The sequence below is a fragment of the Acinetobacter sp. LoGeW2-3 genome, assembly GCF_002688565.1.
GTDB lineage: Bacteria > Pseudomonadota > Gammaproteobacteria > Pseudomonadales > Moraxellaceae > Acinetobacter.
Genome location: NZ_CP024011.1, coordinates 2,190,759 through 2,204,834, shown reverse-complemented (window position 1 = coordinate 2,204,834; position 14,076 = coordinate 2,190,759). Strand labels below are relative to the sequence as shown.

Annotated in this window: 13 protein-coding genes; 7 read left to right on the top strand and 6 right to left on the bottom strand. The window is 43.5% G+C overall.

Features of this window, described 5'->3' with window-relative positions; all coding sequences use genetic code 11:
- Positions 1-53: 53 nt before the first annotated feature.
- Together BS636_RS10715 and slyD are read left to right on the top strand one after the other, a co-directional pair.
- Positions 54-1,340, top strand: coding sequence for an NAD(P)/FAD-dependent oxidoreductase (locus BS636_RS10715; RefSeq protein ID WP_099338749.1), 1,287 nt, complete (start codon positions 54-56; stop codon positions 1,338-1,340).
- A gap of 138 nt (positions 1,341-1,478) precedes the next feature.
- The gene (gene slyD / locus BS636_RS10710; RefSeq protein WP_004892585.1) at positions 1,479-1,961 is read left to right on the top strand and encodes a peptidylprolyl isomerase; all 483 of its coding nucleotides are present in this window, start codon (positions 1,479-1,481) and stop codon (positions 1,959-1,961) included.
- A 121-nt stretch (positions 1,962-2,082) separates the two neighbouring features.
- On the opposite strand, the gene BS636_RS10705 is transcribed toward slyD, so the two are convergent.
- The 4 genes from BS636_RS10705 to BS636_RS10690 form a co-directional block, all read right to left on the bottom strand.
- Entirely contained in the window at positions 2,083-2,853 is a 771-nt protein-coding gene (locus tag BS636_RS10705; protein ID WP_099338748.1) for a M48 family metallopeptidase, read from the bottom strand.
- Between the two features lie 113 nt (positions 2,854-2,966).
- Positions 2,967-3,275 (bottom strand): hypothetical protein, encoded by a 309-nt coding sequence (locus BS636_RS10700; protein ID WP_099338747.1) that lies wholly within the window; start codon positions 3,273-3,275, stop codon positions 2,967-2,969.
- A gap of 165 nt (positions 3,276-3,440) precedes the next feature.
- Positions 3,441-4,760, bottom strand: a complete 1,320-nt coding sequence (locus tag BS636_RS10695) for an adenylosuccinate synthase (protein WP_099338746.1) — start codon at positions 4,758-4,760, stop codon at positions 3,441-3,443.
- Between the two features lie 71 nt (positions 4,761-4,831).
- Positions 4,832-5,998 carry an ATP phosphoribosyltransferase regulatory subunit gene (locus BS636_RS10690; protein ID WP_099338745.1) on the bottom strand — a complete coding sequence of 389 codons (1,167 nt, stop codon included), beginning with the start codon at positions 5,996-5,998 and terminating at the stop codon, positions 4,832-4,834.
- A 484-nt stretch (positions 5,999-6,482) separates the two neighbouring features.
- Here BS636_RS10690 and BS636_RS10685 point away from each other — a divergent pair, with 484 nt between their 5' ends.
- Positions 6,483-7,229: an AzlC family ABC transporter permease gene (locus BS636_RS10685; RefSeq protein ID WP_099338744.1), complete on the top strand. Its 747-nt coding sequence runs from the start codon at positions 6,483-6,485 to the stop codon at positions 7,227-7,229.
- On the top strand, positions 7,226-7,525 hold the full coding sequence (locus BS636_RS10680; RefSeq protein WP_099338743.1) for an AzlD family protein: 300 nt from the start codon (positions 7,226-7,228) through the stop codon (positions 7,523-7,525). The genes BS636_RS10685 and BS636_RS10680 overlap by 4 nt, the downstream gene beginning before the upstream one ends.
- Positions 7,526-7,555: 30 nt before the next feature.
- Here the strand turns inward: BS636_RS10680 and BS636_RS10675 are convergent, their stop codons facing one another.
- Positions 7,556-7,852, bottom strand: a complete 297-nt coding sequence (locus BS636_RS10675; protein WP_099338742.1) for a hypothetical protein — start codon at positions 7,850-7,852, stop codon at positions 7,556-7,558.
- A gap of 175 nt (positions 7,853-8,027) precedes the next feature.
- Entirely contained in the window at positions 8,028-9,053 is a 1,026-nt protein-coding gene (locus tag BS636_RS10670; RefSeq protein WP_099338741.1) for a type I glyceraldehyde-3-phosphate dehydrogenase, read from the bottom strand.
- Positions 9,054-9,462: 409 nt separating this feature from the next.
- On the opposite strand from BS636_RS10670, the gene alaS reads away from it, so the two are divergent.
- From alaS to csrA, 3 genes are all read left to right on the top strand, one after another.
- Positions 9,463-12,156, top strand: a complete 2,694-nt coding sequence (gene alaS, locus BS636_RS10665) for an alanine--tRNA ligase (RefSeq protein ID WP_171266011.1) — start codon at positions 9,463-9,465, stop codon at positions 12,154-12,156.
- 64 nt (positions 12,157-12,220) lie between these two features.
- Positions 12,221-13,501 carry an aspartate kinase gene (locus BS636_RS10660; RefSeq protein WP_099338739.1) on the top strand — a complete coding sequence of 427 codons (1,281 nt, stop codon included), beginning with the start codon at positions 12,221-12,223 and terminating at the stop codon, positions 13,499-13,501.
- A 253-nt stretch (positions 13,502-13,754) separates the two neighbouring features.
- The gene (gene csrA / locus BS636_RS10655) at positions 13,755-14,009 is read left to right on the top strand and encodes a carbon storage regulator CsrA (RefSeq protein WP_004892562.1); all 255 of its coding nucleotides are present in this window, start codon (positions 13,755-13,757) and stop codon (positions 14,007-14,009) included.
- The last annotated feature ends 67 nt before the right edge of the window (positions 14,010-14,076 follow it).

Here is a 14,076-nt window from a genome sequence, read left to right as displayed (position 1 = left end):
TCATAGTATGTTTTCGTTCTATTTCATTAAAAAAATAAATAGGTTAATAACGTATGACAGCACATAAAATTGTGATTGTAGGTGGTGGTGCCGGTGGTCTGGAACTGGCGACTCAGTTAGGACAAACTCTAGGCAGAAATGGCAAGGCACAGATCACGCTGATCGACCAGAAGCTGACTCATATCTGGAAACCTCTGCTTCACGAAGTTGCAGCTGGTACGCTCAATCCGCATGAAGAAGAAACCAATTACTTTGCCCATGCTGCAGCAAATCATTATGAATTTGTCTTGGGTACATTTAAAAATATCGATCGTGAAGCCAAACAGATCTTAGTGGAAACTGAGTACTTCTCTAAAAAAGCACAACCGACCAAAAATAGAAATATTGACTATGACACCTTGGTGTTAGCTTTAGGCTCAACTTCAAACGATTTTAATACCAAAGGGGTAAAACAGTTCTGTCATTTCCTCGACAGCCGTGAACAGGCCGATGTTTTCCAGCAGGACCTGCTGCACCTTTACTTAAATGCCCAGCATGAAGCGGATAGCCGTGAATTGAAAATTGCCATTATTGGTGCCGGTGCGACAGGCGTTGAACTGGCGGCAGAACTGGTTTCAACCAAAAATAATTTTCATAAATATGGTCTCAACAAGATCGATCCGAACAAGGTCAAAATCACCCTGATTGAAGCTGCAGATCGTATTCTTCCTGCCCTATCTCCCAAAGTTGCTGAGCACACCATGAAGCAGCTTAAACAGCTGGGTATTGATGTACTAACTCAGCATCGTGTAGCTAAGGTGGATGAAGATCATATTCACTTTGCAGATGGCTCGAGTCTGGAAGCAGAAGTCAAAGTCTGGGCAGCCGGGATCAAAGCGCCTGAGGTACTCACCCAACTGGAAGGACTGGAAAGAGACAATATCAACCGTCTGAAAGTGTATGCGACTTTACAGACCACCACAGATCCGAATGTATTTGCCTTTGGAGATTGCGCGCATTGCAAACCAAGAGCCGATGAACCGGTCTTAGGACCACGTGCACAGGTTGCCAGTCAGCAGGCCAGTTTCCTTGCTAATTCTTTGCGGTTACGGGTCAATGGTGAGACTCAGTTACCCATGTTCAATTTCTCAGATAAAGGCTCCCTGGTGTCCTTAAGTGAAAATAAAGCCGTAGGTGAATTACTGGGTCAGGTCAATGTGCAGGGCTTCGTCGCCAAGTCGATGTATGTTTCCTTATACCGGCTGCATCAGGCCACAATCCTGGGCTATACTCAGGCTGGGGTACTGACGGTAAAGGACTTCGTTACAAGAAAAATCTCTCCGAAGTTAAAATTGCATTGAAATTTACAGATACGCCCCAATTAATGAAAAAACCAGCATTTATATAATGAAATTGCATTTTTTTTGCTAATTTTAGTCTACAAAAACTCAATTTCACTTTATGATGTATCACTTAAAAAATTTGATTGGATCAATATCATGACTGCAGTTGCAAATGACCTCGTGGTTTCTTTCCACTACACATTGACTAACGCAGAGGGTGAAACTCTCGATAAATCTCAAGGTGAACCACTTGCATATTTGCATGGTGCAGGCAACATCATTCCTGGCCTTGAAAATGCACTACTTGGTAAAACTGTAGGCGACAAATTCACTGTAACTGTTCCAGCAGCTGAAGGTTATGGCGAATACAACCCAGAACTAGTTCAAGAAGTTCCTGCGAAAATGTTCCAAGGCGTGGACAACATCCAACCTGGTATGCAATTCCAAGCACAAACTGATGACGGCGTTCAAATCGTAACTGTTAAAGCAGTTGAAGGCGAAAACGTTGTGGTTGATGCGAACTTCCCACTTGCTGGCCAAGACCTGACTTTCGACGTTGAAATCGTAGAAATCCGTGAAGCTTCTCAAGAAGAACTTGACCACGGTCACGTACACGGTGCAGGCGGTCACCACCACTAAGATCTATTGATCTGAAGTGAAAAAGGCAAAGTGAAAACTTTGCCTTTTTTATTGCCCGTATCTTTTATCCGGCAATAAAAAAGCAGAGCGACTGCCCTGCTTTTTATGATTCAAGCAACGATTATTTACGTTGATTATAAATCTGCATTGCCGCTGGCAGATTTTGACGCATTGCGCCAATACGCTGACTGTTTGATGGGTGAGTTGATAAGAACGCAACACCACTGCTGGTTTGCTTGTTCATTTTTTCCCAAAGGGTAATCGCTGCATTCGGGTTATAACCCGCACGTGCCATCAACATTAAGCCACCTTGGTCAGCACGGCTTTCCAGGTTACGTGAGTAAGGTAAGCCGATACCAATCTGGCTACCCAACTGTGCAGCTGCTGCACCACCCTGTCCCACACCTGCTGCACTTAAGCCGATTCCTAAAGCCAAGTCAGTTAAAGCTTGAGCGCCAATTTTTTGTTTAGAATGCTCTTCTAACGCATGCACCATCTCATGGCCCATGACTGCAGCAATTTCGGCATCAGTCAGATTCAATTTGCTGACGATACCTGTATAGAACACCACCTTACCGCCTGGCGCTACATAAGCATTTACCTGATCAGATTTCAGCACAGCCAGCTGCCAGTCGAATTTGGTTCCGGTCTGGTTCAGCTGGTCGGCATAAGGACGTAATTTATTAAATACGGCATTGATGCGGCTATAGGTAGCAGAAGACGTATCCAGTGTATTGGCAGCACGCGCTTCCTGAACGGTCTTGTTGAAGCCTTGGGTCGCTACAGCATTCAACGTTGATGTATCCGCGCCCGCCATATCAGCAACAGTGGTACAACCTGATAAAGTCACTACTGTTGCCGCACACATGCCAAACAAAAATTTATTTTTCATTATCGAATCTCCACCCCAGTTTCAAGGCACAATACTTGATAAAAATTATAATTGAAACATCGCTATAGCTTAAACGTGTAATTACTTCATCTTTTTAGCATTTATGTAATATTTCAGGTGATGAATTGTATGCCAAGCCAATAAATTAGACAAAGTACATTTAAAACCAGATAAAACTGGCTCAAGGGTTTAATCTTCAGTTCGAGAGTTTCACTTTTACGCTTGGCATATAAAATCGCATTCTGGATCAGGATTACTGGCACCAAGATGCAGGCAATAATCACACTTAAGCCAACCAGCGCATTATAAATAATTTCAGGATTATCAGTTTGGGCACGAATAATCAGCATGGCAATGGTTGGTGCCCCACCCATGGCAAACAGCAACGAATAGAACATGGTTGCCGAGATATTTTTTTGCATCCTGCAAACTCTTAGATTTTCTTTAATATTTATTCTAACAAGCACAGCGACAATACACATCATTCTGCGATGCAACTTTAGTCGCGAGCTAGCATTTTCTTATGTTTATGCAATAAAAAAACCCTGTGAAATTCACAGGGTTTTTCTCATTTTTAGCTTAAAGAATTAAGCATCAAATGGATGGCGAAGAACGATCGTTTCTTCACGATCTGGACCAGTTGAAATGATGTCGATTGGACATTCAATCAATTGCTCAAGACGTTTCACATAGTTAATTGCAGCTTGTGGCAACTGATCTAGTGATTTCGCACCGAAAGTAGACTCAGACCAGCCTGGCATAGTTTCGTAGATCGGTTTTAAAGTTTCGAATGCAAGCGCATCAGAAGAACCTACACAACCAGAATCAGCAGCTTCGTAACCTACACAGATTTTCACTTCTTCTAAACCGTCAAGAACGTCAAGTTTAGTCAAGCAAATACCAGAAAGTGAGTTCACTTCTACTGAACGACGCAGGATTTCAGCATCGAACCAACCACAACGGCGTTGACGGCCAGTAGACGCACCAAATTCTGAACCAACAGTACCTAAGTGTTTACCAATCGCATCACCTGTATCAGTTGCAGCGTCATATACCAACTCAGTTGGGAATGGACCTGCACCTACACGAGTCGTATACGCTTTAGTAATACCGAGTACATAGTCAAGGTGTAATGGACCAAGACCTGAACCAGAGCTTACGCCACCAGCAGTTGTATTTGAAGAAGTCACGTACGGGTATGTACCGTGGTCAACGTCAAGCAATGAACCTTGCGCGCCTTCAAACATGATTTTCTTGCCAGCTTTACGGTAAGCATGAAGTTCGCCAGTTACGTCGATTACCATAGGGGCAATCACTTTGCGCCATTCGTCACAAAGCGCAAGTACGTCTTCAACTTTAACTGCTTCAACGCCGAAGAATTGAGTCAATTGGAAGTTATGGTATTCAAGCAATTCTTCAAGCTGAGCTTTCAGATGTTCACCACCACGTACCAAGTCAGCAACACGAATTGCACGACGAGCAACTTTATCTTCGTAAGCAGGACCGATACCACGACCAGTTGTACCGATTTTCGCATTACCACGTTTGATTTCACGCGCTTGATCAAGTGCGATGTGGTGAGGAAGAATCAACGGACAGTTTGGAGAAATACGTAGACGTTCACGTACTGGCACGCCTTCTTTCTCAAGAATATCCATCTCTTTGATGAGCGCTTCAGGTGAAAGAACCACACCGTTACCAATTAAGCACAATACGTTTTCACGTAAAATACCCGATGGAATGAGGTGTAATACAGTTTTCTTACCACCAACTACAAGTGTATGACCTGCGTTATGTCCGCCTTGGTAACGAACGACCGCTGCCGCTTGATCTGTGAGCAGGTCAACGATTTTACCCTTACCTTCGTCGCCCCATTGGGTACCAAGTACCACAACATTCTTGCCCATAATAGCCTCATTACATCATGCTGTTAAAGTTGAAAAGCCTGGCTCAGCGACATGAATACTGAGCCTGACCATTAAATTGTTTCGACTGTCCACTCACCGTCCACATTCACCAGCTGGTGAGTTGCATACGGTACCGAGTTTAAATCATCATTACCCAATAACTGAATTACACTTAAGCCTTGTGCACGTGTTATCTGAATCGCATTCAGTAACGCTGCATCACTGCCTTTAGGTGCAACAATAATCTGTGCAGTTTCAAACTTGCCTGCGCTCAATGAGTACAAGTCACAAGAGAAACCGGTTGCAGGACGGGCACGACCAAAATGTTGACCAATACCGTCATAACGACCACCTTGTGCCAGTGGTGCAGCACGGTTTGGTGCATACACGGCATACATCAGGCCAGTGTGGTAATGATAAGAACGCAGTTCAACCACATCGACGCCAATTTCCAGATTCGGCCAGCGTGCCTGAATTTCCTGTTGAGTGGTAATCAATGCATCCAGTGCCTGTTTAAAGTCTGGATTTGCCAGTACTTCTGCACTGAGTTGTGTTTGTAATGCATTCAAGTCACTTGCGTAGCGACCCAATACATAGAAATCTTGACCATGGTTCAGTGTTGCAGTGAACTCTTGCAGCTCTGGCAATGCTTTACGCTGATACAGATCAGACAATTGACGTTCAGCAGCCTTGCTTAAGCCCGCTTGAGCAACCAGGCTACGGAACAGACCGACATGACCCAAGTCAAGATGAATGCCATCCGCCAGACCTGATTCCTGAATCAGACTCACCATCAGGTCAATCATTTCTACATCAGCATCAATACTGTCTGAACCGAACAATTCTGCACCCAGCTGTAGCGGCGCACGTGTCGTGTTAAAACCCTGCGGTTTAGTATGGAGAACCGTACCTGCATAGCAGTAACGAGCCACACCTTCAACTGGATGTACATGCGCATCGATACGAGCCACTTGTGGTGTCATATCGGCACGCACACCAAGTAAACGCCCAGAAAGCTGGTCGATCACTTTAAAAGTGGCTAAGTCTAAATCCTGATTCGATTCTGAGAGAGAAGATAGAGATTCAATGTATTCAATGAATGGCGTGTACACCAGCTGATAACCTCGAGATGCGAGGAAATCCAGTGACTTACGGCGCAAAGATTCTATGACTTGCGCTTGTTCTGGTAATACATCAGCTACACCATCAGGTAATAACCATGTCTCTGAAATGGGCATGTTGTAAACCTAAATTCTTGTCAGCGCGGAACAAATCCGCATAAAAAAATCGGGAGCACACCCGATTTCTCCTAGTCTAGCACGATCGTTTAGGCTGTGCATCGCAATTTTTATAATTTTCTCTGACTGATCAAATGACTTATATCGATAATTTAAATCAAGCCATAAAGGCTGAAGTTAATCCTATTTTTGAAATATAAAAACCCATTCTATCAATATGTTTTTAAATCATATTTATGCCATAAAAATAAACTTCATATTCTCGTCTTAAATTATTTTCTATCCTAAACAACCAGGAAGCACTTCACAAAAATAACCTTAAATGCTTAAAAATAATCCAGCATAAAAGTTCTAAAGTTCTATAGACGGAGCTGAATGTCTAAGAAAACAGCATGCGTTAGGCAGGATTTAAATTAACCGTACAACCTCCCTGCACTTCTTATAAAATAATAGTTCTTTATGACAGTAAATTCAGACCACATCTATGTCTTCCATTCAACCACAGTCCACTCATTTTGATGCAACACCTATGAGTGAATTCCAACGTGGTGTGAAAGACTGTATGCCTATTCTGCTGGGTGTGGTTCCTCTAGCACTGGTCTTGGGTGCACTTGCAAATCAGAAAGGTTTTAGCCTGATTGAAGTGCCTTTACTAACCGGGCTGAACTTTGCTGGCGGTTCCGAGTTTGCGATCTTAGAAGCCTGGACAGATCCACCACATCTACTAACCCTAATCTTTATTACTTTTCTGATTAACAGCCGTTATATCCTGCTCGGTGCAACTTTGGTGCCTTATTTAAGACATCTTCCCAACCGAAAAGTTTATTCCGCTTTATTCTTCATGGTAGATGAAAGCTGGGCCTTTGGTTTGGCAGATGCACAGCGTCGACTGGCACAGTTTGGTTTACGTCATGCTTTTAGTATGGCCTATTATGCCGGGCTGTGTTTTGTGCTGTATCTGGCGTGGGTTGGTTTTACCACGCTAGGTGCCTTGATGGGACCAGTGTTAGGCGATATTAACCTTTTTGGTTTTGATATGGCCTTCCCTGCGATTGTGCTGGTCTTGCTGAGAGGCATGTGGAAAGGTTTTAGTGAAGCCCGGCCTTGGCTGGTCAGTTTTATTTGCGCCGCGCTAGCTTATCTGTACCTGCCTGGCAACTGGTATGTGCTGATTGGTGCACTTGCTGGGATTGCTTCTGCTTTCTGGTTGATTCAGGAGGATGAAGCATGATTCAGATGAGTACTTTTATCGCAATCATATTGATTGCTCTGACGACTTACTGCACTCGAATACTCGGCTATGCCTTATTAAAGAATAAAACCTTAAACAATCGGCAACGTAAAATTCTGGCAATCATGCCAGGCTGTGTGCTGATTTCGATGATTACCCCATATTTTCTAAAGGACAATCCGGCGGATCTGATTAGAATTGTCTTGACCTTATTTGTTGCATCACGCTTTGGTATGCTGCCCACCATCCTGATCAGTATGATTTCCGCAGCAGTTTTACGCAGCCTACTCATTTAGGCTGCTCAATCAGAATATTAATTCCATCAATTATTGCTTGGGTTCTACCACTTTTGCCAGCAGATGTACTAGCTCGGCATTTTGTAGCTCAACCTGTTTTAGCTTGGTCGTGGTCTGATCCAGCACTTCCTGCTGAACATGCATCTTCTTTGCCAGATCTTGCATAATTTCCAGCGTCTTTTTCAGATTATCTTCCAGATTTGCGACCTTTTGCTCGACCGCAACTCCCTCAAACTCAGGACCAGTATCAACCTGATTGAACTGCAACCAGATCAGGAAAATCACTGCCAGCGTCAGGAGTGTAATAAAGCCCCACATTAATAACATTGCTTTTGCTCTTTTAGTTAGTCGCCTGAGTTTTATCTTAATCAAAAAAACCGGCGGTATTGTAACGATTTTATCGGAATGCCAGCCCGTATATCGACTGGCATAGAAATTTAATTTTCTTTATACATCAATATACTTAAGCACAGAATTTACTTAAGTCATAGCTTAAAGAGGTTTATGCATTAAAAGAATGGCATAAATCCAGTAAACGGTTGGCATAACCCCATTCATTGTCATACCAGGCAAACACTTTTGCCTGCTTGCCCACCACCATGGTCTGGGTCATATCAACAATGAGTGAATACGGGGAATGATTAAAATCTGAAGATACCAAAGGCTCATCCGTAATCGACATGATCTCGGCATAATTCTGAGCCGCTGCTTTGCTTAATACATCATTCAGCTGGTGATCGGTAATATTGGCTTGGGTCACAAAAGTCAGATCAATCGCCGCCACATTAATGGTCGGCACACGGATCGAATAGCCATCAATACGGTTTTCCATTTTCGGCATGACACGTTTTAAGGCACCCAAAGCCGAAGATGTGGTCGGAATAATATTTTGCCCTGAAGCTCGGGCACGACGCAGGTCACGATGCGCGTGATCCAGCACAGACTGATCCGCAGTCACCGCATGAATTTCAGTCATCAATGCTGTATCAATACCAAAAGCATCATCAATAATTTTAACCAGTGGTACTAGTGCCTGTGTAGTACAGGATACGCTGGAAATGATCTGGTCACTGTCTTTAACATCATTATGGTTTACACCATAAACAATGGCGGCATCGACACTGTCAAACGGTGCCGCACCGATAATCACGCGTTTTGCTCCGGCAGTAATATGCTGGGTCGCCGCTTCACGGGAACGGAACAGGCCGGTACATTCCAGCACCACATCAACATTGAGTTCCTGCCATGGCATCTGAGCTGGACTGGCTTGACGCAGAACTTCGACTTTTAAGCTGGCATCCTGATAAGACACATGCAGATAAACACGTTCCTGTTCATAAGTCAGATCAACCTGCCCTGGAAAGCGACCATGTGTGGTGTCGTATTTAAACAAATGCAGTAAGGTTTCTACGTCAGCAATGTCATTAATGGCTACGATATTAAAATTAAAATCTTTCGGATTTTCAAACCATGCACGTAACACATTGCGCCCGATTCGCCCAAAACCATTAATTGCGATACGTTGCATCGACATTCCCTTAAGCAGCATAAAACTTTGAGCGCCCTATATTAATGGAATTATGCAGCTGACTGATAACTATTCAGCCAAATCCCTTAAAATTTACACAGCATGTCCAATATTTCACCGAATAATTCATGCTTTTCAACAGTCAATTCTCTCTTTCATCATGGTAGATTTGAAATAAATCGCTGTTCTGACAATAGCTTTTGATTTTACAGGTCATTTTCCAGAATTCACCGGTATTCATTCCTTAGAGTTTTATGATCTATAAATATGAAAATCATTGGTCGAACAGGCATTTTCCGTTATAATTTGGCGTTTTTAAAAATTTAAGCCCCGCATAGCAGCAAAGAACCAACCGTCTTGTCAGACTGCCTTGCTTTTGCCAAATCGAAAATTATGGAGTGACTTGGTTGTGAGTACTCGTTTTATGACATCAGCTGAAATTCGCGAAGCTTTTTTAAGCTACTTTGAATCGCAAGGGCATACACGTGTCGCGTCGAGTTCTCTGGTTCCTGCCAACGACCCAACATTATTGTTCACCAATGCTGGTATGAACCAGTTTAAAGACTGCTTCCTGGGTCTGGAAAAACGTGATTATGTTCGCGCAACAACATCACAAAAATGTGTACGTGCCGGTGGTAAACACAACGACTTAGATAATGTTGGCTACACAGCTCGTCACCACACATTCTTTGAAATGCTGGGTAACTTCTCGTTTGGTGATTACTTCAAACATGATGCAATCAAATTTGCCTGGGAATTCCTGACTGGCGACAAATGGCTAGCACTGCCTAAAGACAAATTATACGTAACTGTGTACCACACAGATGACGAAGCTTTTGACATCTGGAATAAAGAAGTTGGTCTAAATGCCAGCCGTATCATCCGTATCGGTGATAACAAAGGTGAAAAATACGCTTCTGACAACTTCTGGGCAATGGGTGATACAGGTCCTTGTGGTCCATGTTCTGAAATTTTCTTTGACCATGGTGATCACATCTGGGGTGGCCTGCCTGGCACACCTGAAGAAGATGGCGACCGTTTCATCGAAATCTGGAACAACGTATTCATGCAGTTCAACCGTACTGCGGATGGCGTACTGCACCCTCTTCCAGCGCCTTCTGTAGATACCGGTATGGGTCTTGAGCGTATTTCTGCTGTACTTCAGCACGTGAACTCAAACTATGAAATTGACCTGTTCCAAAACTTATTGAAGGCTGCTGCTGAAATCATTGGTTTAGATACTTCAGACATTGAAGCAAAAGCACAAGCTGAAAATAAACCAGTTGAATACCCTGCGTCGTTAAAAGTAGTTGCTGACCATGCACGTTCATGCTGCTTCCTGATTGCAGATGGCGTGAACCCTTCGAATGAAGGTCGTGGTTATGTACTGCGTCGTATCATCCGTCGTGCAGTTCGTCACGGTAACAAACTGGGTGCGACTGGTTCATTCTTCTACAAAATGCTTCAGCCTTTAATTGATGTGATGGGCGCTGCTTATCCTGAACTTGAAGCAAACAAAGCACGGATCGAAGCTGCCTTACTGAAAGAAGAAGAACAGTTTGCTAAAACTCTTGAGCAAGGTCTGAAATTGCTTGAAGGTGAATTAGCCAACCTGAAAGGTTCTGTGATTCCAGGCGAAGTGGTGTTCAAACTTTATGACACTTATGGCTTCCCAACTGACTTAACTGCCGACATCGCACGTGAACGTGATTTAACCATTGACGAAGCTGGCTTCGAAAAAGAAATGGCGGCTCAGCGTCAACGTGCACGTGATGCAGGTAAATTCGCAATCGACTATAACAGCGTTGTCAAAGTTGAAGGCGAAACTCAGTTTGAAGGTTATGACGCGACAGCAGGTCAAGGTCAAATCATCGCGATCTATAAAGATGGCGAGCAAGTTGACGAAGTGGTTGAAGGCGACGAAGCATTAATCGTTCTGAACCAGACTCCTTTCTATGCTGAAAGCGGTGGTCAAATCGGTGATACAGGACTCTTCAAAAACGATACTGGCATTTTCGAAGTTCAAGATACCAAGAAATCTGGTGGTGCGTTCGTTCACCAAGGTATCGTGACTATGGGTAATCTAAAAGTTACTCAAAACGTTGAAGCAACGGTTAAAGCTGAGATTCGTGCCGCAACTGCACGTAACCACTCTGCAACTCACTTGCTACATGCTGCCCTGCGTCAAATCCTGGGTTCACACGTACAGCAAAAAGGTTCATTGGTAGCTTCTGACGTATTACGTTTCGACTTTGCTAACGACCAACCTGTAACATTTGAACAGCTGCAAGAAATTGAACGTCTTGTAAATGCCGAAGTGATTGCCAACACAGCTGTAACCACTGAACTGCTTGACATCGAATCTGCGAAAGCGAAAGGTGCGATGATGCTGTTCGGCGAGAAATACGGTGAAGAAGTTCGCGTACTTTCTATGGGTTCAGTGATTGACGAGAAAAACTTCTCAATCGAACTGTGTGGCGGTATTCACGTCAAACGTACTGGTGACATCGGTCTGTTTAAAATAACTTCTGAAGGTGGTGTCGCAGCAGGTGTACGTCGTATTGAAGCAGTAACTGGTACTAAAGCTGTTGAATCCGTACAGAAAGTCGATCGTGATGTTCAATATATCAATGGTTTGTTAAAAGCACAGAACCATCAAACAGTCGAAAAAGTTGAAGCTGTGGTGGACACTGCGCATCAATTGCAAAAACAGATCGAACAGCTGAACCAAAAACTTGCTAGCCTACAAGCCGGTGAACTTTTAAGTCAGGTTCAAGAGCTTGCAGGTCGTAAAACATTAATCACTACAGTTCAGGGTATGGATGCGAAAGCACTACGTAACCTGCACGACGGTGTGAAATCAAAATTAGAAAATGCAGTCATTGTTCTTGCAGGTGTAGAGGGTGACAAGGTTAGCTTGATTGCATCTGTGGCTAAAGACTTTACTGCTTCTATTAAAGCGGGTGACATCATCAAACACTTGGCAACTGAGCTGGGTGGTAAAGGTGGTGGTAAACCTGACTTGGCACAAGGTGGCGCGCCACTTAACGAGAAGTTTGCTCCAGTGATGGCTGATTTAGCAGCTTGGCTTGAAGCAAAATAAAAACTTCATTTTGTGTAACTGACCCTGATCGGAAAATCAGGGTCATGGTTTATATGGAACAACTATGGCATTAATCGTTCAAAAATATGGCGGTACCTCAATGGGTACTCCCGAGCGCATTCTCAATGTTGCTCGTCGTGTGAAGCGCTGGCATGACCACGGCCACAAGGTAGTGGTTGTTGTATCAGCAATGAGTGGCGAAACCAATCGTCTGCTTGCTCTCGCGAAGGCCATTACCGAAACCCCTGACCCACGTGAACTTGACCAAATGGTTTCTACGGGTGAACAGGTAACGATTTCCATGCTCGCAATGGCGTTGAATTCGATCGGTGTTGAAGCTAAATCTTTGACTGGTCGCCAGGTTGGTATTAAAACCGACAGCGCATTTACTAAAGCCCGCATTGAATCAATTGATACTGACGTATTGACTGAAAATCTGGATGCAGGTCGTGTAATTGTCGTTGCTGGTTTCCAGGGCTTTGATGCTAATGGTAATACAACAACGCTTGGCCGTGGTGGTTCTGATACTTCAGGTGTGGCACTTGCCGCTGCCCTAAAAGCCGATGAATGCCAGATTTACACAGACGTAGATGGCGTATATACGACTGACCCTCGTGTTGCACCAAAAGCGAAAAAGGTTGACCGAATTTCTTTTGAAGAAATGCTGGAAATGGCATCTCTAGGTTCTAAAGTCCTGCAAATTCGTTCAGTAGAATTTGCTGGTAAGTACCAAGTGCCTTTACGTGTACTCTCAAGCTTCGATAATGACAATGATGGTGCATTTGACGAAGACTTCAAAAATAACGTCGGAACTCTTATTACTACTGAACTGGAAGACAACATGGAACAGCCAATTATCTCTGGTATCGCGTTCAACCGCGACGAAGCTAAACTGACTATTCTGGGTGTTCCAGATGAGCCAGGTATTGCCTCTAAAATTCTTAAACCGATTGGTGATGCCAATATCGAAGTCGATATGATCATCCAGAACGTAGAAGAAGATGGTACGACTGATTTCACATTCACTGTAAACCGCGGTGAACTTGCGAAAGCGAAAGCGATTCTTGAAGAAACTGCACGCAACATTGGTGCACGTGAAGTTGCAACTCGTGATGACATCGTGAAAGTGTCAATCGTAGGTGTAGGTATGCGTTCTCACGCTGGTGTGGCAAGCAAAATGTTTACATCACTTGCGGATGAAGGCATCAATATCCTGATGATCTCTACTTCTGAAATCAAGATTTCAGTGATTATTGAGGAAAACTACTTGGAGCTTGCTGTACGCTCACTACACACTGCATTCGGTCTTGACCGCGAGCATGGTGAATCAAGCGCACGTGCTTAATGATTGATTTGTAATTTATTGTCGCTGTCAGACATTATTTTGCAAAACTTCATAAAAAATCAGAGCCACTATAGTTTTTTTTATAGTGGCTCTGTTATATTAAGGGCGAGGATTTATAGAAAATTTAAATAGATGATAATCCCAACCAAGATGGTGCGTGGTGCTCTGTTCGATTTTCTCTTGTGATTTCAAGTTGTGTTTCAACATACATTCTAAATTGAATGCACGTTTAGCGTTTTGCAAGGAGATAAACATGCTGATTCTGACTCGCCGTGTCGGAGAAACTTTGATGATTGGAGACCAAGTCAGCGTGACTGTGCTTGGCGTAAAAGGTAACCAGGTACGTATTGGGGTGAATGCGCCAAAGGAAGTTTCTGTCCACCGTGAAGAAATTTACCAACGTATTCAGCATGAACGTGCAATGCATGAACATCTTCAACATATTGACCAGGACTATCAACCTTCATTCGAAGACGATACCTCTTCTCAGAATAACTTTAATCGTTAATTTCTGCGGAAAACCATAAAGCGGCTCTAGGCCGCTTTAATTTTTTATGCACTTTTACCGTAGTTTA

What these genes read in the sequence shown, in the direction of transcription:
- BS636_RS10715 (WP_099338749.1), top strand. Translation starts at nt 54, where the DNA reads ATGACAGCACATAAAATTGTGATTGTAGGTGGTGGTGCCGGTGGTCTG.
- slyD (WP_004892585.1), top strand. Translation starts at nt 1,479, where the DNA reads ATGACTGCAGTTGCAAATGACCTCGTGGTTTCTTTCCACTACACATTG.
- BS636_RS10705 (WP_099338748.1), bottom strand. Translation starts at nt 2,853, where the DNA reads ATGAAAAATAAATTTTTGTTTGGCATGTGTGCGGCAACAGTAGTGACT.
- BS636_RS10700 (WP_099338747.1), bottom strand. Translation starts at nt 3,275, where the DNA reads ATGCAAAAAAATATCTCGGCAACCATGTTCTATTCGTTGCTGTTTGCC.
- BS636_RS10695 (WP_099338746.1), bottom strand. Translation starts at nt 4,760, where the DNA reads ATGGGCAAGAATGTTGTGGTACTTGGTACCCAATGGGGCGACGAAGGT.
- BS636_RS10690 (WP_099338745.1), bottom strand. Translation starts at nt 5,998, where the DNA reads ATGCCCATTTCAGAGACATGGTTATTACCTGATGGTGTAGCTGATGTA.
- BS636_RS10685 (WP_099338744.1), top strand. Translation starts at nt 6,483, where the DNA reads ATGTCTTCCATTCAACCACAGTCCACTCATTTTGATGCAACACCTATG.
- BS636_RS10680 (WP_099338743.1), top strand. Translation starts at nt 7,226, where the DNA reads ATGATTCAGATGAGTACTTTTATCGCAATCATATTGATTGCTCTGACG.
- BS636_RS10675 (WP_099338742.1), bottom strand. Translation starts at nt 7,852, where the DNA reads ATGTTATTAATGTGGGGCTTTATTACACTCCTGACGCTGGCAGTGATT.
- BS636_RS10670 (WP_099338741.1), bottom strand. Translation starts at nt 9,053, where the DNA reads ATGCAACGTATCGCAATTAATGGTTTTGGGCGAATCGGGCGCAATGTG.
- BS636_RS10660 (WP_099338739.1), top strand. Translation starts at nt 12,221, where the DNA reads ATGGCATTAATCGTTCAAAAATATGGCGGTACCTCAATGGGTACTCCC.
- csrA (WP_004892562.1), top strand. Translation starts at nt 13,755, where the DNA reads ATGCTGATTCTGACTCGCCGTGTCGGAGAAACTTTGATGATTGGAGAC.